Source organism: Blastococcus saxobsidens (assembly GCF_002938435.1).
GTDB classification, from domain to species: Bacteria; Actinomycetota; Actinomycetes; order Mycobacteriales; family Geodermatophilaceae; genus Blastococcus; species Blastococcus saxobsidens.
This window is the reverse complement of sequence record NZ_POQT01000031.1, coordinates 35,387-54,579: the sequence shown is the minus strand read 5'-3', so window position 1 is coordinate 54,579 and position 19,193 is coordinate 35,387. Positions and strand designations below refer to the sequence as shown.

At 73.3% G+C, this 19,193-nt stretch carries 17 protein-coding genes; 10 read left to right on the top strand and 7 right to left on the bottom strand.

The window, feature by feature from the left end:
* Positions 1-498 (bottom strand): hypothetical protein (locus C5507_RS16920; protein ID WP_211295531.1); only part of this gene is annotated, 498 nt, incomplete at its 3' end.
* A 297-nt stretch (positions 499-795) separates the two neighbouring features.
* Here C5507_RS16920 and C5507_RS16915 point away from each other — a divergent pair.
* Positions 796-1,743: an NAD(P)-dependent oxidoreductase gene (locus C5507_RS16915; RefSeq protein ID WP_207225797.1), complete on the top strand. Its 948-nt coding sequence runs from the start codon at positions 796-798 to the stop codon at positions 1,741-1,743.
* On the opposite strand, the gene C5507_RS16910 is transcribed toward C5507_RS16915, so the two are convergent.
* Entirely contained in the window at positions 1,737-2,132 is a 396-nt protein-coding gene (locus C5507_RS16910; RefSeq protein WP_242611121.1) for a PH domain-containing protein, read from the bottom strand. The two genes, C5507_RS16915 and C5507_RS16910, sit on opposite strands and share 7 nt — an antisense overlap.
* A gap of 23 nt (positions 2,133-2,155) precedes the next feature.
* Positions 2,156-2,977 (bottom strand): helix-turn-helix transcriptional regulator, encoded by an 822-nt coding sequence (locus tag C5507_RS16905; RefSeq protein ID WP_242611120.1) that lies wholly within the window; start codon positions 2,975-2,977, stop codon positions 2,156-2,158.
* Between the two features lie 85 nt (positions 2,978-3,062).
* Here C5507_RS16905 and ilvD point away from each other — a divergent pair, with 85 nt between their 5' ends.
* The 5 genes from ilvD (at position 3,063) to ilvC (ending at position 11,364) form a co-directional block, all read left to right on the top strand.
* Entirely contained in the window at positions 3,063-4,787 is a 1,725-nt protein-coding gene (ilvD, locus tag C5507_RS16900) for a dihydroxy-acid dehydratase (RefSeq protein ID WP_104529679.1), read from the top strand.
* 140 nt (positions 4,788-4,927) lie between these two features.
* A complete protein-coding gene (locus C5507_RS16895; RefSeq protein ID WP_104529678.1) occupies positions 4,928-7,639 on the top strand; it encodes a putative bifunctional diguanylate cyclase/phosphodiesterase in 2,712 nt (903 codons plus the stop codon).
* A 233-nt stretch (positions 7,640-7,872) separates the two neighbouring features.
* Positions 7,873-9,756, top strand: a complete 1,884-nt coding sequence (locus C5507_RS16890; RefSeq protein ID WP_104529677.1) for an acetolactate synthase large subunit — start codon at positions 7,873-7,875, stop codon at positions 9,754-9,756.
* Positions 9,756-10,283 carry an acetolactate synthase small subunit gene (gene ilvN, locus C5507_RS16885; protein ID WP_104529676.1) on the top strand — a complete coding sequence of 176 codons (528 nt, stop codon included), beginning with the start codon at positions 9,756-9,758 and terminating at the stop codon, positions 10,281-10,283. Before C5507_RS16890 ends, ilvN begins: the two co-directional genes overlap by 1 nt.
* Positions 10,284-10,335: 52 nt before the next feature.
* Positions 10,336-11,364 (top strand): ketol-acid reductoisomerase, encoded by a 1,029-nt coding sequence (gene ilvC, locus C5507_RS16880; RefSeq protein ID WP_104529675.1) that lies wholly within the window; start codon positions 10,336-10,338, stop codon positions 11,362-11,364.
* A 61-nt stretch (positions 11,365-11,425) separates the two neighbouring features.
* Here ilvC and C5507_RS22890 read toward each other — a convergent pair whose 3' ends face one another.
* On the bottom strand, positions 11,426-12,067 hold the full coding sequence (locus tag C5507_RS22890; protein WP_207225795.1) for a hypothetical protein: 642 nt from the start codon (positions 12,065-12,067) through the stop codon (positions 11,426-11,428).
* A 104-nt stretch (positions 12,068-12,171) separates the two neighbouring features.
* Complete coding sequence (locus C5507_RS16870; protein ID WP_104529674.1) at positions 12,172-12,912, bottom strand: hypothetical protein; 741 nt, start codon at positions 12,910-12,912, stop codon at positions 12,172-12,174.
* 141 nt (positions 12,913-13,053) lie between these two features.
* Here C5507_RS16870 and serA point away from each other — a divergent pair, with 141 nt between their 5' ends.
* From serA to C5507_RS16850, 4 genes are all read left to right on the top strand, one after another.
* Positions 13,054-14,655: a phosphoglycerate dehydrogenase gene (gene serA / locus C5507_RS16865; RefSeq protein ID WP_104529673.1), complete on the top strand. Its 1,602-nt coding sequence runs from the start codon at positions 13,054-13,056 to the stop codon at positions 14,653-14,655.
* Between the two features lie 16 nt (positions 14,656-14,671).
* On the top strand, positions 14,672-15,694 hold the full coding sequence (locus C5507_RS16860; protein ID WP_104529672.1) for a 3-isopropylmalate dehydrogenase: 1,023 nt from the start codon (positions 14,672-14,674) through the stop codon (positions 15,692-15,694).
* A 194-nt stretch (positions 15,695-15,888) separates the two neighbouring features.
* A complete protein-coding gene (cimA, locus tag C5507_RS16855; protein ID WP_104529671.1) occupies positions 15,889-17,472 on the top strand; it encodes a citramalate synthase in 1,584 nt (527 codons plus the stop codon).
* A 41-nt stretch (positions 17,473-17,513) separates the two neighbouring features.
* The gene (locus tag C5507_RS16850; protein WP_130504245.1) at positions 17,514-18,047 is read left to right on the top strand and encodes a hypothetical protein; all 534 of its coding nucleotides are present in this window, start codon (positions 17,514-17,516) and stop codon (positions 18,045-18,047) included.
* On the opposite strand, the gene C5507_RS16845 is transcribed toward C5507_RS16850, so the two are convergent.
* A complete protein-coding gene (locus C5507_RS16845) occupies positions 18,038-18,790 on the bottom strand; it encodes a glutamine amidotransferase (protein WP_242611119.1) in 753 nt (250 codons plus the stop codon). The genes C5507_RS16850 and C5507_RS16845 overlap by 10 nt on opposite strands.
* Positions 18,771-19,082: a putative quinol monooxygenase gene (locus C5507_RS16840; RefSeq protein ID WP_242611118.1), complete on the bottom strand. Its 312-nt coding sequence runs from the start codon at positions 19,080-19,082 to the stop codon at positions 18,771-18,773. Before C5507_RS16840 ends, C5507_RS16845 begins: the two co-directional genes overlap by 20 nt.
* Positions 19,083-19,193: the final 111 nt, after the last annotated feature.

The window sequence follows — 19,193 nt, the reverse complement described above, 5'->3', positions numbered from 1 at the left end:
CAGTACGGGCTCGGTCACGGTGTCCACGACCGGTGTCAGTACGGGCTCGGTCACGGTGTCCACGACCGGTGTCAGTACGGGCTCGGTCACGGTGTCCACGACCGGTGTCAGTACGGGCTCGGTCACGGTGTCCACGACCGGTGTCGGTACGGGCTCGGTCACGGTGTCCACGACCGGTGTCGGTACGGGCTCGGTCACGGTGTCCACGACCGGTGTCGGTACGGGCTCGGTCACGGTGTCCACGACCGGTGTCGGCACGGGCTCGGCCACGGTGTCCACGACCGCCTCGAGGGTCGGCTCGTCCCGGTCGCGCGTGGCCGGTTCCGCCACCCGCTCGACCACTCCCGTGGCTCGCTCGGTGAGCGCGCGTGCGGCGGCGTCACCTGGCACGTGCTCCAGGACCGTGCCGATGGCGTTGCGGTTGTTCGGTGATGCCTGCTCCGAGGCGCTCGCCGAGCCGCCGACCACGGCCAGGGCCAGCCAGGCGCCAGTGGCCACGAAGAGCAACAGGAATGCGCGTCGATTCCAAGAGAGAGAGACGGATGTCCGTCGCTCCAGCCCGTCCCCGAATCCGCGGATGCATTCACGGTAGGCACAAATGAGACCGCTGGGCCATCTCGCCTGACAAAATCCCGAAAATTTTCCCGACCGCATTTACGGTGCGTGAACGACCGCTTGCATTGCGCACCATCCGGCGGTGCGCCAGATTTTCCTCGTGCGGGGTCACATCCGTTCGGCGCCCGACGGACGAAGGACGTCCCCCGGCGCGGAGAAGCGACGCATAGGGTCGGCCGCGTGGCCGGACTCCATCTGGGACCCGACGAGACCCTCCACGTGCTGGTGCCCTCGAGCGGCCTCGCCGCCGCCGTGGAGTCGGTCTCGCCGCGGGTGCACGCCCACCCCACGGATCCCGCCGACGGGCCGCCCGGGGGTGACGCCGCGCTCGCCCGGATCTGGGTGCCCCGGTCCGGTGCCGCCGATCTGCCGGACGCCGGGTTCTTCGCCGCGCTGCCCCGGCTGGCACTCGTGCAGCTGATGACCGCGGGCGCGGAGAAGTTCGCCGGCCGGCTGCCCGACGGGGTCCTGCTGTGCAACGCCCGGGGCGCCCACACGCCGTCGACCGCGGAGTGGGTGCTGGCGACCACGCTCGCCGCGCAGCGGGGGATCCCGTTCTTCGTGCGCGAGCAGGACGCCCGCCGCTGGTCGTTCGGCACGCACCGGTCGCTGGTCGGGGCCCGGGTCCTCGTGGTCGGCGCCGGTGACATCGCCCGGGCCGTCGGGCGGATGCTGGCCGGGTTCGACGTCGAGCTCACCTACGTGGCGCGCACCGCGCGCGACGGCGTCCGGGCGATCGAGGAGCTCCCCGCCCTCCTGCCGGACGCCGACGTCGTCGTCCTCCTCGTCCCCGTGACGCCGGAGACCACCGGCCTGGTGGACGCCGGGTTCCTCGCGGCGATGAAGGACGGCGCGCTGCTGGTCAACGCCGCCCGCGGCGTCGTCGTGGACACCGTGGCGCTGCTGACCGAGCTGTCCACCGGCCGGCTGCGGGCGGCGCTGGACGTGACCGATCCGGAGCCGCTGCCCGCGGGCCACCCGCTGTGGTCGGCGCCCGGGCTGCTGCTCACGCCGCACGTCGGCGGCGCGGTGCCGGACACGAACGCCCGGGCGGCCGCGGCGGTCACCGCCCAGGTCCGCCGGGTCCTCGAGGGGCGGCCGCTGGAGAACGTCGTCGGCGACTACTGAGCGGGCTTCGGCCGGACGGGCGGGGCGGGCACCTCGAGCCGGCCGCCGGAGAGCTGGGCGAGCCGGGGGAGGTCCCGGGCCCGCATCACGGGCAGGCGCAGCTCGGTGCCCGCCGTCGTCACCAGCCACAGCTCGCCCCGTGGGGCGACCCGGATGCCGGCGACCTCGGTCCACGGCACCGTCCGGCGGCCGACGAGCGCCTGGACGGTGAGCCCCTCCGCGGTGATGTCCACGCCGGTGCGCAGCACCCAGATCGCGACCACCACGGGGACCAGCAGCAGCACCGGCGTCCAGGGGGCGGCGAAGGCCAGCGGGACGACGCACAGCGCCAGGAGGGCCACGGGGAAGAGTGCGGTGCGGTTCATCCGCAGTCTGGCGGTGGGGTCCACGGCCGTCGATCCTCCCGGACCTCTCACCCGGCCAGCCGCGACAGCTTCGCGGCCGTGCCGGTGCCCTCGACGGCGGTGTAGACGACCAGCTGGACGCCGGGGGCGTCGGCGGGGGACAGCTGGTGGTGCTCGAGCACCAGGGTGCCGACGACGGGGTGCTCGAACCGCCGCTCGGTGGAGGTGAACCGGTCGACGTCGTGGCTGGCCCACCCCTCGGAGAAGGCGGGGCTGGCCTCCTGCAGCCGGGTGACGAGCCCGACGACCTCCGGATCGGCCAGCCGCGGGCCGACCTCGGCCCGGAACTGGGTGAGGAAGCGCCGGCTGTCGGTGGCCCAGTCGCCCAGGAGGTCGCGCACGGCGGGATCGGTGAACACGGCCCACAGCAGGTTCCGGTCGGCCGGCGCCATCGTGGCCACCCCGGGGTAGAGGCGCTCGTAGGCGCGGTTCCAGCCGACGATCGACCAGCTCGCGGTGATCGCGTAGACGGGGGAGGGGGCGAGGGCGTCCATGAGCCGCTGCAGGTGGGCGGGCACCCCGGCGAAGGGCCGGTCCGCCGGTGCCCCGCCGTGGCCGGAGAGGCGGAGCAGGTACTCGTGCTCGGCCGGGGAGAGGCGCAGCGTGCGGGCGAGCGCGTCCATCACCTGCCGGGAGGGCCGGATGTCGCGGCCCTGCTCGAGCCACGTGTACCAGGTGTGGCTCACCCCGGCCAGCATCGCGACCTCCTCGCGGCGCAGGCCGGGCGTCCGCCGGTTCCCGCCGGTGGGGAGGCCGACCGTGCCCGGAGCGAGCTGACGACGCCGGGAGCCGAGGAACTCGGCCAGCTCGCGGCGGGCGGTGGCGGTCACGGTGTCCCCTGTCTCGGTGGTGGTACCGGTACCAGTATCAGCCCGCCCCGGGTGGGCGTCGGGAACCGGCCTAGCATTCCCTCCCGTGACGATCGGTGAGGACCTCATCCCGGGCAACGACTCCGCCAGCGGGACCCGCAGCCCGCTCAAGCCGCGCAGCTTCGAGGTGACCGACGGGGACGCCAAGGCCCCGGCTCGCGCCATGCTGCGCGCCGTCGGCATGGGGGACGACGACTTCGCCAAGCCGCAGATCGGCGTGGCCTCGTCCTGGAACGAGATCACCCCCTGCAACCTCTCGCTGGACCGGCTGGCCAAGCGGGCGAAGGAGGGCGTGCACGCCGCCGGCGGCTTCCCGCTGGAGTTCGGCACCATCTCGGTGTCCGACGGCATCTCCATGGGGCACGAGGGCATGCGCGCCTCGCTGGTCTCCCGCGAGGTCATCGCCGACTCGGTCGAGACGGTCATGTTCGCCGAGCGGCTCGACGGCTCGGTGCTGCTCGCCGGGTGCGACAAGTCGCTGCCCGGGATGCTGATGGCCGCGGCCCGCCTCGACCTGGCCAGCGTCTTCCTCTACTCGGGCTCGACGATGCCCGGCAAGCTCGGCGACCGGGACCTGACGATCATCGACGTCTTCGAGGCCGTCGGCGCCTGCGCGCGCGGCTTGATCAGCCGCGACGAGCTGACCGCCATCGAGAAGGCCGCCTGCCCCGGGCAGGGCTCCTGCGGCGGCATGTACACCGCCAACACCATGGCCAGCGTGGCCGAGGCGATCGGCATGGCCCTGCCGGGCAGCGCCGCCCCGCCCGCGCCCGACAGCCGCCGCGACGCCTTCGCCGTCGCCTCGGGCGAGGCCGTGGTCAACCTGCTCCGCAAGGGCATCACCGCTCGGCAGATCATGACCCGCGAGGCGTTCGAGAACGCCATCACCGTCGTCATGGCCCTGGGTGGCTCGACGAACGCCGTCCTTCACCTGCTGGCCATCGCCCACGAGGCGCAGGTGGAGCTCACGCTCGAGGACTTCAACCGGATCGGTGACCGGACGCCGCACCTGGCCGACGTCAAGCCGTTCGGCCGCTACGTCATGACCGACGTCGACCGCATCGGCGGCGTCCCGGTCGTGCTGCGCGCGCTGCTGGACGCCGGCCTGCTGCACGGCGACGTGCTGACCGTGACGGGGAAGACGATGGCCGAGAACCTGGCCGAGATCGCCCCGCCGGATCCGGACGGCGCGATCATCCACGCGATGGCCACCCCGATCCACACGACCGGTGGCCTGACCATCCTGCGCGGCTCGCTCTCCCCGGAGGGCGCGGTCGTGAAGTCGGCCGGCTTCGACACCGAGGTCTTCGAGGGCACCGCCCGGGTGTTCGACGGCGAGCAGGGCGCGATGGACGCCGTCACCGAGGGCACGCTCCAGGCCGGCGACGTCGTGGTCATCCGCTACGAGGGCCCGCGCGGCGGTCCGGGCATGCGGGAGATGCTGGCCGTCACCGGCGCGATCAAGGGTGCCGGCCTGGGCAAGGACGTCCTGCTGCTCACCGACGGCCGGTTCTCCGGCGGAACGACCGGGCTCTGCATCGGGCACGTGGCCCCGGAGGCCGCCGACGGTGGCCCCATCGCGTTCGTGCGCGACGGCGACCCGATCCGGCTCGACCTCGCGAACCGGACCCTGGACCTGCTGGTGGACGAGGACGAGCTGGCCCGCCGCCGGGAGGGCTGGGAACCGCTGCCCCCGCGGTACACCACCGGTGTTCTCGGCAAGTACGCCAAGCTCGTCGGATCGGCGGCGCAGGGCGCCATCTGCGGCTGACCCGTTGGGGTGACCACGGCGGGCCCCGGCTCGTCGCCGGGTTCCGGGGTGCCGACCACACAGTCGTGACCACTGGGGGAGCCGCACCACCGGTCCGGGGCGCGCCCCGTTCTCCGGCACCGGGCGCGACCCTGCCTGCTGTGCGCGAGCCGCGGTCACGCCGGGAGTCGGCCCTCGCCCTCGGTCTGCTGGCCGGGCTCGCCGTGCTGGCGGTCGTGCTGCGCGCCGAGCTGGGCTCCGCGGCATCGCGGCTGTTCCCCCTGCTGCTCGCGGTGGTCTCGGCGGTCGCGGCCGTGCTCGTCGCCCGGCACGGGAACCGGCTGGACCGGCGCTCGCGCCGGCCGTGGCGGGCGCTGGCCACCGTCGCCGCCCTGCTGACCGCCGGGCAGCTGATCTCCCTGGTCGACACCCCCGACGGCCACGGGCAGAGCGCTTGGGCGCAGCTGCCCCAGATCGCCGCCGTGCCCCTGGCGCTCGCGACCTGCCTGCTGCTCCTGCCCCCGCGGACCGGGCGGAGCCGGGGTGTGCGCGAGCTCCTCGACGGCGCGATCGTCCTGGCGGCCGTGGTGCTGGTCGGCGTCGTCGTGCTGTCCGACGCCATGGCCCGCAGCACCGGTGTGCTGGGCGCCCTGCTGGTCGTGGGCTACCCCGTCTCCGGGGCCCTGCTCTGCGGCGTCGGCCTGATGACGGTCACCCGCGTGGACCGGACCCGCCGGCGGGCCGCCGTCTGGCTGCTCGTGGCGATGGCCGCCCTCGTCGTCGTCGCCGTGTCGGGTGCGCTCGCCAACGTGCTCGGCGTCGAGGCCTCCGGCATGCTCACCATCCTCGCCTGGACGGGCATGGCCGCCGCCGCCATCCGCGCCGTGGGCAACGACCCGGGCGCGCCGCTGACCCGCACCGAGGACTCCCCGGCCCCGGCGCTCTTCGGCGTCGTGGTGAGCCACGGGACCGCCTACGGCGTGGCCGCCATGGTGGTCCTGGTGCTGAGCGCCGGGCACACCTTCTCCAGCCTCGGGCAGGTGCTCACCGGCGTGGTGATCGTCCTGACCTCGGCGCGCGGGGTGCTGTGGGCCACCGACGCCGCCCGGCTCACCCGCAGGCTGGTGCAGACCGAGGCCTACCTCCGTGCGCTGGCGGCCAGCGCGGAGGACGTCACGCTCGTCCTGGACGAGGCCGGCTCCGTCCGCTGGCTCTCCGGCGCGGTCCAGGGCCAGCTGGGCTGGCACGCCGACGACCTCACCGGCCGCCGGCTGGCCGACCTGCTGGACCCGGCCGACCGGGAGGTGCTGGAGCGGGTGGTCGCCGACGTCGGCGTCGCGCCCGCGGCGTCCCCGACCGTCCGGCTGCGCACCGGCGACGGCGAGTGGCGGGACGTCGAGCTCTCCGGTGCCGCGCGTGCCGGGGTCCCGGGGACGGCGCTGCGCGAGGGGCTGGTGCTCCATGTGCGCGACGTGACCGCCCGCCGGTCCAACCAGCGCGAGCTGGAGCGGATGGCCTACACCGACTACCTGACCGGGCTGCCGAACCGGGCCCGCTTCATGGCCGCCCTGGACGAGGCGCTGGCCCGCGCTGCCGACGGCGCACCCAACTGCATGCTGCTGGTCGACCTGGACGGCTTCAAGGCGGTCAACGACGTGGCCGGTCACGACGCGGGGGACCACCTGCTGGTCCAGGTCGCCGACCAGCTCCGCGCGGGTGCGCGGGAGCAGGACCTGGTCGCCCGGCTCGGCGGCGACGAGTTCGCGCTCCTGGTGCCGGGCGGGCCGGACGAGGCGATGGGGCTGGCCGAGCGGCTGGTCGTCGCACTCGACCGCTCGTTCCGGGCGCCCACCCCCGGCGACGACGGCGCCGGTCCGCTCTTCGCGGTCTCCGGCAGCATCGGGCTGGCCGAGCTCGACGGCTCCGGCGACGTGCCGGCCGTCGTCCGTCAGGCCGACCTGGCCCTGCGGGCCGCCAAGGCGGCGGGGAAGCGCTGCGTGCGCTCCTCCGGCGAGGCGGTCGACGCAGCGCTCGGCCGCCGCACCCGGCTGGCCCGGGACCTGCCGGCCGCGCTGGAGGACGGGCAGCTGCGCGTCCTCTACCAGCCTGTCGTCGGCCTGCACGACCGGCGGGTGCTCGGCCTGGAGGCGCTCGTCCGGTGGGAGCACCCGCTGCTGGGCACCGTGCCGCCCGACGAGTTCATCCACCTCGCCGAGGAGGACGGCCTGATCGTCCCGCTGCAGCGGTGGGTGTTCGGCGAGGCCACCCGCCAGGCGGCGGTGCTGATGGCCGGCGGCTGGGACGTCCAGATGGGCGTCAACGTCTCCGTCCGGCACCTGCTCGCCGGCTGCCTGGTGCCCGACGTCGCCGCGGCGCTCTCGGCCGCCCAGCTGCCGCCGGGCAAGCTCATCCTCGAGCTGACCGAGTCCGTCCTGCTCGACGCCCACCAGGAGCGGCTGGTGGCCGACCTGGAGACGCTGCGGGGGATGGGCGTCGTCCTCTCCCTCGACGACTTCGGCCGCGGGTGGTCGTCGCTGGCCTACCTGGCCCGGCTGCCGGTCCAGATCCTCAAGATGGACCGCGAGTTCATCGCCGACGTCGACACCGACCCGCGCGGCCGGGCGCTCGTGGCCAGCATCGTGGAGCTCGGGCGCACCCTCGGCATGGACGTCGTCGCCGAAGGGGTGGAGACGGAGTCCCAACTGGCGGAGCTGCGGGCCATGGACTGCCGCTACCTGCAGGGGTACCTGTTCGGGCGTCCGATGCCCTTCGCGGAGCTCCGGGCGCTGCTGGACGCCTTCGATCCCGTCCTCCTGGACACCGGGGCGCCGGATCTGGACAGCGGTGTCCACCTGGTGGGACCTGGCGGTTGACGGCACGGCGTCGTGAGGCGCACTCTGTCGGAGTGCCTCGCACCAGCATGTTCGCAGACGCCCGCACCAGCGGCGTCCTCGTACTCCCGTAGCGCGTCCGGTCACCGACCGACGCGCTGACCCTTCGTGCCCGTGGCACGGGGGGTTTTTTGTTGGCCGTGACCTGCCGCACAGCGAGCACGCTGATGTCGCACCAGCCCGTACCACGCCGCAAGGCACAGGAGACCCGCGCGATGACCAGCACCACGAACGAGGCCCCGGACCCCGAGGCCGCCACCCGCGAGGCAGCCGCGTCCCTGACCGGTGTCGAGACGACCGTCCGCTCGGTGGCGCAGGCCGCCGCCGAGCCGGCCACCGGGATCACCGGGGCGCAGAGCCTCGTCCGGTCCCTCGAGGCCGTCGGGGTCGACGTCGTCTTCGGCATCCCGGGCGGGGCGATCCTCCCGCTCTACGACCCGCTGTTCGACTCGAAGGTGCACCACGTGCTGGTCCGCCACGAGCAGGGCGCCGGGCACGCGGCGACCGGGTACGCCCAGGCCACCGGTCGGGTCGGCGTCTGCATGGCCACCTCCGGTCCCGGCGCGACCAACCTGGTGACGCCGCTGGCCGACGCCTACATGGACTCCGTGCCGATCGTGGCCATCACCGGCCAGGTGCCCAGCGGCGCCATCGGCACCGACGCCTTCCAGGAGGCGGACATCCGCGGCATCACGATGCCGGTCACCAAGCACAACTTCCTGGTCACCGACGCCGCCGAGATCCCGCAGCGGATCGCCGAGGCCTTCCACCTGGCCTCGACGGGGCGGCCCGGGCCCGTCCTGGTCGACGTCCCCAAGGACGTGCTCCAGGCGACGACGGACTTCGCCTGGCCGCCGCGGATGGACCTGCCCGGCTACAAGCCCACCACCCGGCCGCACGGCAAGCAGGTGCGCGAGGCGGCGGCGCTGATCGCCGGCGCATCCCGCCCGGTCCTCTACGTCGGTGGGGGCGTGCTCAAGGCCCGGGCGAGCGAGGAGCTGGCCGAGCTGGCCGAGCTGACCGGCGCCCCGGTGGTCACCACCCTGATGGCCCGCGGCGCCTTCCCCGACAGCAGCCCGCAGCACCTGGGCATGCCCGGCATGCACGGCACGGTGGCCGCGGTGACGGCGCTGCAGAAGGCCGACGTGCTGGTCGCGCTCGGGGCCCGGTTCGACGACCGCGTCACCGGTGAGCTGTCGAGCTTCGCGCCGGACGCGCTCGTGGTGCACGCCGACATCGACCCGGCCGAGATCGGCAAGAACCGCAAGGCCGACGTCCCGATCGTGGGCGACGCCAAGGAGACCATCGCCCAGCTGGTCGAGGCGCTGCGCGTGGAGCACGCCGCCGGGCGCACCCCCGACCTCGCCGCCTGGTGGGAGCAGCTGGACGACTGGCGGGAGCGCTACCCGCTGGGCTACGACTGGCCCGAGGACGGCGCGCTGTCCCCGCAGTACGTGATCGAGCGGCTCGGCGCCATCGCCGGCCCCGACGCCATCTACACCTCCGGCGTCGGCCAGCACCAGATGTGGGCCGCGCAGTTCATCAGGTACGAGAAGCCCGGCACCTGGCTCAACAGCGGCGGGCTCGGGACGATGGGCTACGCCGTCCCGGCCGCGATGGGGGCCAAGTACGGCTGCCCGGAGACCACCGTGTGGGCCATCGACGGCGACGGCTGCTTCCAGATGACCAACCAGGAGCTGGCCACCTGCGCCATCGAGGGGATCCCGGTCAAGGTGGCCGTCATCAACAACGGCAACCTCGGCATGGTCCGGCAGTGGCAGACCCTCTTCTACGAGGGCCGCTACTCCAACACCAAGCTGCACGCCCGCAACCCGGACGGGACCCCGAAGCCGGTGCGCATCCCCGACTTCGTGGCGCTGGCCGAGGCGCTGGGCTGCGTGGGCCTGCGCTGCGAGTCCAAGGACGACGTGGACGCCGTCATCGAGAAGGCGATGTCGATCACCGACGCCCCGGTCGTCATCGACTTCGTGGTGGGGGCCGACGCCCAGGTGTGGCCCATGGTGGCCGCCGGGTCGAGCAACGACGCGATCCTCGCCGCACGCGACGTGCGCCCGGTGTTCGGAGAGGGGCAGGTCTGATGTCGCGCCACACCTTGTCGGTGCTCGTCGAGAACAAGTCCGGTGTGCTGGCCCGCGTGTCGGCGCTGTTCAGTCGCCGCGGGTTCAACATCGAATCCCTCGCCGTCGGGCCGACGGAGAACCCGGACCTGTCCCGCATGACGATCGTCGTCGACGCGGAGAGCCAGCCGCTGGAGCAGATCACCAAGCAGCTGAACAAGCTCATCGAGATCATCAAGATCGTCGAGCTGGACGGCGGGGCCGCGGTCCAGCGCGAGCTGCTGCTGGTGAAGGTCCGCGCCCCCATGGCCGAGCGCACGCAGGTGCTGCAGACCGCCGAGCTGTTCCGGGCGCGGGTCATCGACGTCAACCCCGACACCGTGACGCTGGAGGCCACCGGCACCCCGGACAAGCTCCAGGCCCTCCTGGCGGTGCTCGCGCCGCTGGGTATCAAGGAGATGGCCCAGTCCGGCACGGTCGCCCTGGGCCGCGGGCCGCGGGCCATGTCGGGCGCCGGTACCTTGCGCCCGGTCGAGCGCACCGCTTGATCCCGCAGCCCTGAGACTCTCGCACAACCAACCGAAGGGAACCGCACACAGCATGGCCGCCGAGATCTTCTACGACCGCGACGCCGACCTCTCGATCATCCAGGGGCGCACCGTCGCCGTCCTGGGCTACGGCAGCCAGGGGCACGCCCACGCCCTGTCGCTGCGCGATTCGGGGGTCGACGTGCGCGTCGGGCTCCCCGAGGGCTCGACGAGCCGGGCCAAGGCCGAGGCCGAGGGCCTCCGGGTGGTCACGCCCGCCGAGGCCTCCGCCGAGGCGGACCTGATCATGATCCTGGCTCCCGACCACGTGCAGCGGACCCTGTACGCGGAGTCGGTCGAGCCGAACCTGCAGGACGGCGACGCGCTGTTCTTCGGCCACGGCTTCAACATCCGGTTCGGCTACATCAAGCCCCCGGCCGGCGTGGACGTCGCGATGGTCGCTCCCAAGGGCCCCGGCCACCTGGTGCGCCGCGAGTTCGAGAACGGCAAGGGCGTGCCCTGCCTCGTCGCCGTCGAGCAGGACGCCAGCGGCAGCGCCCTGTCACTGGCGCTCTCCTACGCGGCCGCCATCGGCGGCACCCGCGCCGGCGTCATCAGGACGACGTTCGCCGAGGAGACCGAGACCGACCTCTTCGGTGAGCAGGCCGTCCTCTGCGGTGGCGCGAGCGCCCTGATCACCGCCGGGTTCGAGACCCTGACCGAGGCCGGCTACCAGCCCGAGGTCGCCTACTTCGAGTGCCTGCACGAGCTCAAGCTGATCGTCGACCTCATGTACGAGGGCGGCATCGCCAAGCAGCGCTGGTCGGTGTCGGACACCGCCGAGTACGGCGACTACACCTCCGGCCCGAAGGTCATCGACGCCCGGGTGAAGGAGTCGATGAAGGAGGTCCTCGGCGCGATCAAGGACGGCTCCTGGGCCGCCGCCTTCATCGCCGACCAGGACGCCGGCGCCCCGGACTTCAAGGCCAAGCGCGCCGCGGCCGAGGCGCACCCGATCGAGGAGACCGGGCGCAAGCTGCGCGGTCTCATGAGCTGGGTCTCGGCGTCGGACGACTACGCCGGTACCGCCGCCCGGAGCTGACCCGGACGGACGACGGCCCCCGCTCCCTCGAGGGAGCGGGGGCCGTCGCCGTCTTCGAGGATCAGTAGCTGATGCCTCGGGCCGCGAAGTGCTGCTTCGAGCGCGGCTGCATCAGCAGGTACACGATCAGGGCCGGGAGGACGAGGGACAGCAGCCCCGAGGCCCACGGCTCGCCGTAGGCGATGGCGAAGATCATGTACAGCAGCTGCACGCCGATGGACGCATAGCTGGCCAGCAGCAGCAGCCGGGGTGACTTGCTCTGCAGCGCTTGGATGCCGCCGACGAGCATCGCGACCGCCGTCGCGAACGAGAGCAGGTACAGCAGTCCGAGGATCGGGCTGACGCCGAAGAGTTCACCGATCACGAACAGTCCGATCACCCCGACGAGGCTGCCGATCCCCCCGATGATGATGCCGATGACCGCTGCGGCGGTGACCTGCCCGGGGCGCGTCCCCTGCGGAGCCTGCCCGTAGCCAGGAGCCGGCGCGTAGCCGCCCGGGGGCTGCGGCTGCCCGTACTGGGGCTGCCCGTACTGGGGCTGCCCGTACTGGGGCTGCCCGTACTGCGGTTGTCCGTAGCCGGACGAGCCCGGGGGCTGGCCGTAGCCGGGCTGCTGCCCCTGCGGCGGGGGAGGACCCCACCCGGGCTGCTGCGGGCCGCCCTGCGGCTGGTCGGGGTCGGAACCGGGGGTGGGGCTGGACATGGTGGTGCGTCCTCCAGGTCGTCGGTCGCCCGTGGTGGCTACCCGAGGCGGATCGCACGGATCGTCACACCGATCCGTGGCGGTGGCAGTGCGAGGTGCGGTGATCACCCGGTCCAGCGACCGGTGCGGCGGGCACGGTGCGCGGCGTAGAAGTCGGCTGCCGTGCGGCGGCAGAGCAGGACCACGACCGCGATCGAGGCGGCGAGCGCCACGAGGATCAGCAGCATGCCGCCGGCGTCGTTCTGGCCGAGGCTGCCGAGGAAGCTGAGCGCGGTGAACGCGATGGTCAGCGACCCGCCGACCAGCAGCAGCACGCGGGAGCGCCCGGTGAGCGCCAGGACCGAGCCCCAGACCATCAGCACGGTGTAGACCCCGAAGACGAGGCCGACCAGAACGATGCCGGCGGTCACGGTCGCCCGTTCCTCGCTGCTGAGCGGGCCGCCGAACTGCTCCTCGAACTCCAGGAACTCCGCGCCCCCGACCACGAGGACGAGGGCGGTGAGCAGGCCGAGCGCACTGAAAACCAGCCCGAGGACGGCGGCGACGACGACCGCGGCCGGCCGGCCGGGCGTGCCGATCGAGGCGTACCCGCCGCCGGCCCCGAAGGGGTCTTGACCGTACGGGGGCTGCCCGTACTGCGGCTGCCCGTACGGGGGCTGCCCGTACGGGGGCTGCCCGTACTGCGGCTGCCCGTACGGGGGCTGGCCGTACGGGGGCTGCCCGTACTGCGGCTGCCCCTGCGGTTGGCCGTACTGGGGCTGGCCGTAAGGGGGCTGGCCGTAGGGCGGCTGCCCGGGGGCGTTCTGAGGGCTGTCCGGGCGGCCCGGATCGTCGGACTGGCTCATGCTTCCCTCCGTCGGCACCGGTCGTACGGTGCGGTCTCGCCAGAGCATGTAGGTCCCGATCAGGGCCGGGCAAGCCGACCGGCCGCGGGCGCGCCCGGGCGGCCACGGCAGGTCGCCGGCCCCGCCCTAGGCTGTGGACCCGTGACCACGACCGCGCCCGTCGTCCTGATCGCCGAAGAGCTCGCCCCCAGCGTGCTGGAGGTGCTCGGCGACGACGTCGAGATCCGTCACGTCGACGGTGCCGACCGGGCCGCGCTCCTCCCGGCGCTCGCCGATGCCGCGGCGGTGATGATCCGCAGCGCGACCCGGATCGACGCCGAAGCCCTCGCCGCGGCGCCGGACCTCAAGGTGGTCGCGCGCGCCGGCATCGGGCTGGACAACGTCGACGTCCCTGCCGCCACCGAGCGGGGCGTCATGGTGGTGAACGCGCCGACGTCGAACATCGTCAGCGCCGCGGAGCACGCCGTCGCCCTGCTGCTGGCCGCGGCCCGCCAGATCCCGGCGGCCGACGCGACGCTGCGCGAGGGCCAGTGGAAGCGCTCGAAGTTCATGGGCGTCGAGGTCACCGACAAGACCGTCGGCGTCGTGGGGCTGGGCCGCATCGGGGTGCTGTTCGCGCAGCGCATGGCCGCCTTCGGTGTCGAGCTCATCGCCTACGACCCCTACATCCAGCCCGGTCGGGCGGCGCAGCTCGGCGTCCGGTTGGTCTCCCTGGAGGAGCTGCTCCGCGAGTCGGACTTCATCTCCATCCACCTCCCCAAGACCCCCGAGACGCTGGGCCTGATCGGGGCGGAGCAGCTGGCGATGACCAGGAAGGGCGTCATCATCGTCAACGCCGCCCGCGGCGGGCTGGTGGACGAGGCGGCCCTGGCCGAGGCGCTGACCTCGGGCCAGGTGGGCGCGGCGGGTCTCGACGTCTACGCGCAGGAGCCCACCACCGACAGCCCGCTGTTCGGGCTGCCGAACACCGTGGTCACCCCGCACCTGGGTGCCTCGACCACCGAGGCGCAGGACAAGGCCGGCACCGCCGTGGCGCGGTCGGTCCGGCTGGCCCTGCGGGGCGAGTTCGTGCCCGACGCGGTGAACGTGCAGGCCGGCGGCGTCGTCGCCGAGGACGTGCGGCCGGGTCTGCCCCTGGCGGAGAAGCTCGGCCGGGTCTTCACCGCGGTGGCCGGCGGCCTGGCCCAGTCGGTGACCGTCGACGTGCGCGGCAAGCTCGCCGAGTTCGACGCCTCGGTCCTCCAGCTGGCCGCCCTCAAGGGCATCTTCTCCGACGTCGTCGAGGAGCAGGTCACCTACGTCAACGCGCCGCTGCTCGCCGAGCAGCGGGGGCTGGACGTCGCGCTCGCCAGCGACACGGAGAGCCCCACCTACCGGAACCTCGTCACGCTGCGCGGCGCCATGGCCGACGGCCGGGCGGTGGCGGTGTCCGGGACCCTCTTCGGCAAGAACCAGGTCCCGCGGCTCACCGAGGTGGCCGGCTTCGAGATCGACCTCGCGGCCTCCGGCCACCTGCTGTTCTTCACCTACGCCGACCGGCCGGGCGTCGTGGGCGCCGTCGGCGCGGCGCTGGGGGAGGCCGGGATCAACATCGCCGGTGCCCAGGTCAGCCCTGCGTCGGAGGACGGCGAGGCGCTGATGGCGGTCACCGTGGACAGCCCCGTGGCACCGGAGCTGCTCGACGCGATCGCGCAGCGCATCGGGGCGCGGGCAGCCCGGGCGGCAGACCTCACGACGCTCTGACCTAGGGTCGTTCCCCATGCGCCTGGCTGTGATCCCTGGAGACGGCATCGGTCCCGAGGTGGTGGCGGAGGGACTGAAAGTCCTGAGCGCGGTCGCCCCCGACCTGGAGACCACCCCGTACGACCTGGGTGCGACCCGGTGGCAGCGCACCGGCGAGCTGCTCCCCGACACCGTCCTCGACGAGCTGCGCCAGCACGACGCGATCCTGCTCGGCGCGATCGGTGACCCCGGTGTGCCCCCGGGCATCCTGGAGCGCGGACTGCTCCTGCGGCTGCGCTTCGAGCTCGACCACCACGTGAACCTGCGCCCCGCGCGGCTGTTCGACGGGGTGCGCAGCCCGCTGGCCGCGCCCGGCGCCATCGACATGCTCTGCGTCCGCGAGGGCACCGAGGGGCCCTACGTCGGCAACGGGGGTGTCCTGCGCAAGGACACCCCGCACGAAATCGCGACCGAGGTCAGCCTGAACACCGCGTTCGGGGTCGAGCGGGTGGTGCGGTACGCCTTCGAGCGGGCCACCGCCCGTCCCCGCAAGCACCTCACGCTGATCCACAAGACCAACGTGCTCACCCATGCCGGTGGTTTGTGGTCGCGCACCGTGGAGGAGGTGTCGGTGGAGTTCCCCGAGGTCACCGTCGCCTACCAGCACGTGGACGCCGCCGCGATGTTCTTCATCAGCGACCCGGCCCGCTACGACGTCATCGTCACCGACAACCTCTTCGGCGACATCGTCACCGACATCGCCGCCGCCGTGACCGGCGGGATCGGCCTGGCGGCCAGCGGCAACCTCGACGCCTCCGGCACCAACCCCAGCATGTTCGAGCCGGTGCACGGCTCGGCGCCGGACATCGCCGGCCAGGGCATCGCCGACCCCACGGCCACGGTGCTGTCGGTGGGGCTGCTCCTGCAGCACCTGGGGCGGACCGAGCAGGCACGCAAGGTCGATGCCGCGGTGGCGTTCGACCTCTCCACGCGCGACCCCCAGGCGACGATCCGCACCAGCGACGTCGGCGACCGGCTGGCCGCCCTCGCCGGCGGCTGAGCCGTGGGCCAGGAGCCCGTCCCGCCGATGGTGGCTGCCACGGCGGGACGGGCCCGTGCTGTACTAGGACCGATGCACATCGTCGGCAAGATCCTCATCACCTAGCGCGCAGTCTCACCCCGACTGCGCGCAGACCTCCCGTACCCGGGGGGTCTTTTTCGTGTTCGGGCCCGCCGCCACTCCCGGGAGACACCGTGACCACCTCCTCCGACTTCCACGTCTTCGACACCACGCTGCGCGACGGCGCCCAGCGGGAGGGCGTCAGCTACTCGGTCGCCGACAAGCTGGCGGTGGCCCGGCTCCTCGACGAGGTCGGGGTCGGCTTCATCGAGGGCGGCTGGCCGGGCGCGCTGCCCAAGGACACCGAGTTCTTCGCCCGCGCGCGCACCGAGCTGAAGCTGCGGCACGCCCAGCTCGTGGCCTTCGGGTCGACCCGCAAGGCCGGCGTCCGGGTGGAGGAGGACCTCCAGGTGCGAGCCCTGCTGGATGCCGGGACGCCGGTCGTGTGCCTGGTCGCCAAGTCCGACGTGCGGCACGTGCGCGAGGCGCTGCGCACCACGCCGGAGGAGAACCTGGCGATGGTCGCCGACACCGTGGCCTTCCTCGTGGCCCAGGGCCGCCGGGTGTTCCTCGACTGCGAGCACTTCTTCGACGGCTACGCCGCCGACCCCGGCTACGGGGTGCGGGTGCTGGAGGCGGCGTTCGCCGCGGGCGCCGAGGTCGGCATCATGTGCGACACCAACGGCGGCATGCTCCCCATGGGCGTGGGCCGCGTCGTGGCCGACGTGCGGTCGCGGGTGAGCGGGAGGCTCGGCATCCACTGCCAGGACGACACCGGCTGCGCGGTCGCGAACAGCCTGGCCGCGGTCGAGGCCGGCGTCACGCACGTCCAGGGGACGGCCAACGGCTACGGCGAGCGGGCCGGCAACGCCGACACCTTCGCGCTGATCGCCAACCTGGTGACCAAGATGGGCGTGCCCGCGGTGCCGGCGGAGTGCCTGCCCGAGCTGCAGCGGGTCAGCCACGCCATCGCCGAGCTGGCCAACATCGCCCCGGACGAGCACCAGCCCTACGTCGGCGCCTCGGCGTTCGCCCACAAGGCCGGCCTGCACGCCAGCGCCATCAAGGTCAGCCCCGAGATGTACAACCACCTGGACCCCGCCGTCGTGGGCAACGACATGCGCATCCTGGTCACCGAGATGGCCGGCCGGGCGTCGGTGGAGCTGAAGGGCCGCGAGCTGGGGGTCGACCTCGCCGGGCAGGCCGACGCGATCGGCCGCGTCGTCGACCAGGTCAAGGTGCTGGAGGCCGACGGCTGGTCGTTCGAGGCCGCCGACGCCTCGTTCGAGCTGCTGCTGCGCGCCCAGCTGCCCGACGCCCCGCCGCCGCTGTTCGAGCTGGAGAGCTATCGGACCTCCGTCGAGCACTGGGGCAACGGCGTGGTCGTCAGCGAGGCGACGGTGAAGGTGCACGTCGACGGCGAGCGGATCATCAGCACCGGCGAGGGCAACGGCCCGGTCAACGCCCTGGACAACGCGCTGCGCCAGGCGCTGGTCAGCCGCTACCCGCAGCTGGCCGACGTCTCCCTGGCCGACTACAAGGTGCGCATCCTCGGCTGGAAGGGCGGGACCAGCGCCACCACGCGGGTGCTCATCGACACCACCGACGGCGTGGGGGAGTGGACCACCGTCGGGGTGCACGCCAACATCGTCGAGGCGTCCTGGCACGCGCTCGTCGACGCCCTCACCTACGCCGTCCTGCGCCACCCTCAGCCGTAGCGCCGATGTCGCCGGTGCACCGCCTGGGAACCACCGCCTCCGTGACCCGCACGGTCGACCTGTCCGAGCGGCGGCCGTCGCAGCGCGACACCGCCTTCGAGGACTGGACCGTCGATGGTGTCCCGCTGCGACGGCTGGTCGCCGACCGCTGGGGAGTGCCGGACCTGCCGTCCGAGCTGACCAGGCTGTGGCCGGAGGCCCCCCGGGCGGCTGTGGCCGGTCTGCGTGCGCTGCTCGGCGAAGGAGGTCCCGACTTCGACGACGGACGCGTCGCCCTCCTGGTCTGCTCGGTCGACCAGGACATCAACTGCCGAGCGCTCGCTGCGAGCCTGGTGATCGAGGAAGACACCGTGCAGTGGGGGGACGTCGGCTGGCAGGTCGACTTCGAGGCCTTCGTCCCCGCGCCGGACGAGTACGGACCGTTGCCCACGTACGCGTTCGACCGGCGGCAGTACGAGGGTCTGCTCGGCGGGCTGCTGCACCGCTACCAGGCGCTCGTCGAGGCGACCCCGGCCATGCCACCCCTACGACGTCGGCGTGGCTGGGTGCCGTGGGCGCGCCGTCCTCAGCCGTAGCGGGCGACGAAGTTCGCCAGCACCCGCGGGGGGTGGGTGACCACGGCGGGCGTCAGCCGCGCGATGACCGCCTCGACCTCGGACGGCGGGAAGTAGCCGGCGTGCTGGTAGATGCGCACCCGCCGCACGATCCCGGGGACGTCGAGCTCGGGGTGGAACTGGGTGGCGTAGACGTTCGTGCCCACCCTGAACATCTGCACCGGGCACGTCGACGAGGACGCGAGGAGCACCGCCCCCGGGGGCAGCACCCGGCACGCCTCCTTGTGGCCGACGAACGCCTCGAACCGGTCGGGTACCCCGGCGAGCAGCGGGTCGACGCGGCCCTCCGGCGTGAGCGTCACCTCGACCGCGGACACCGGCTCGCCGTATGTCCGGTCGACGACGCCGCCCTGGTGGGTCCCGAGCGTGCCGATCCCGTAGCAGGCGCCGAAGAAGGGCAGGTCCCGCGCCACGACCTCGTCGAGCAGCCCGCCGATCTCGCGCTCGACCCTCAGCTGCACCGGTGACTTCTCGTCCTCGGCGTCGCTGGAGTTGAGCGGCCCGCCGCCCAGGATGACCCCGGCGTGGTCGTCCAGGTCGATCGGCGGCAGGGGACCGGCCTCCAGGCGGATGCGGCGCAGCCGCTCGGCGGGCAGCCCGGTGAAGCGCAGGAACGAGGCGTACTCCTCGTCGGCCGCCTCGTCCTCGGGCCGTGAGGACAGCAGCAGGAACGGCCGCACCAGATCAGCGGGGCTGGATCTCACCCATCGGTCCCCAGCCGGACACCTCGGGCGCGTCCACGTAGATGATCTGCGGCTGGGCCGCCACGAGGTCCGGGGCCTGCTCGACGAAGCGCTTGAACGCGTCGGTGCCCACGTGGGCGGCACCGGCCGCGGCGTCGGTGAACCCCTCGACGCAGACGTAGGTGTTGGGGTCCTCCAGGCTCCGTGACCACTCGAAGAAGAGCGACCCCTCCTCGGCGTTCACCGAACGCGCGTAGTCGGCGGCCAGACCGGTCCACTCGTCGGCGCGCTCGGGGCGGACGGGGAACTTCACGACGATGAGGATCACCATCACATTGTCGGCCTCCGGCCGACACCGCGGCCAGTTGCCGTCCCCGGTCGGGCGGAGCCGCTGCCCGTGTCCCGGTCGGGAGGCCTTCGGCCC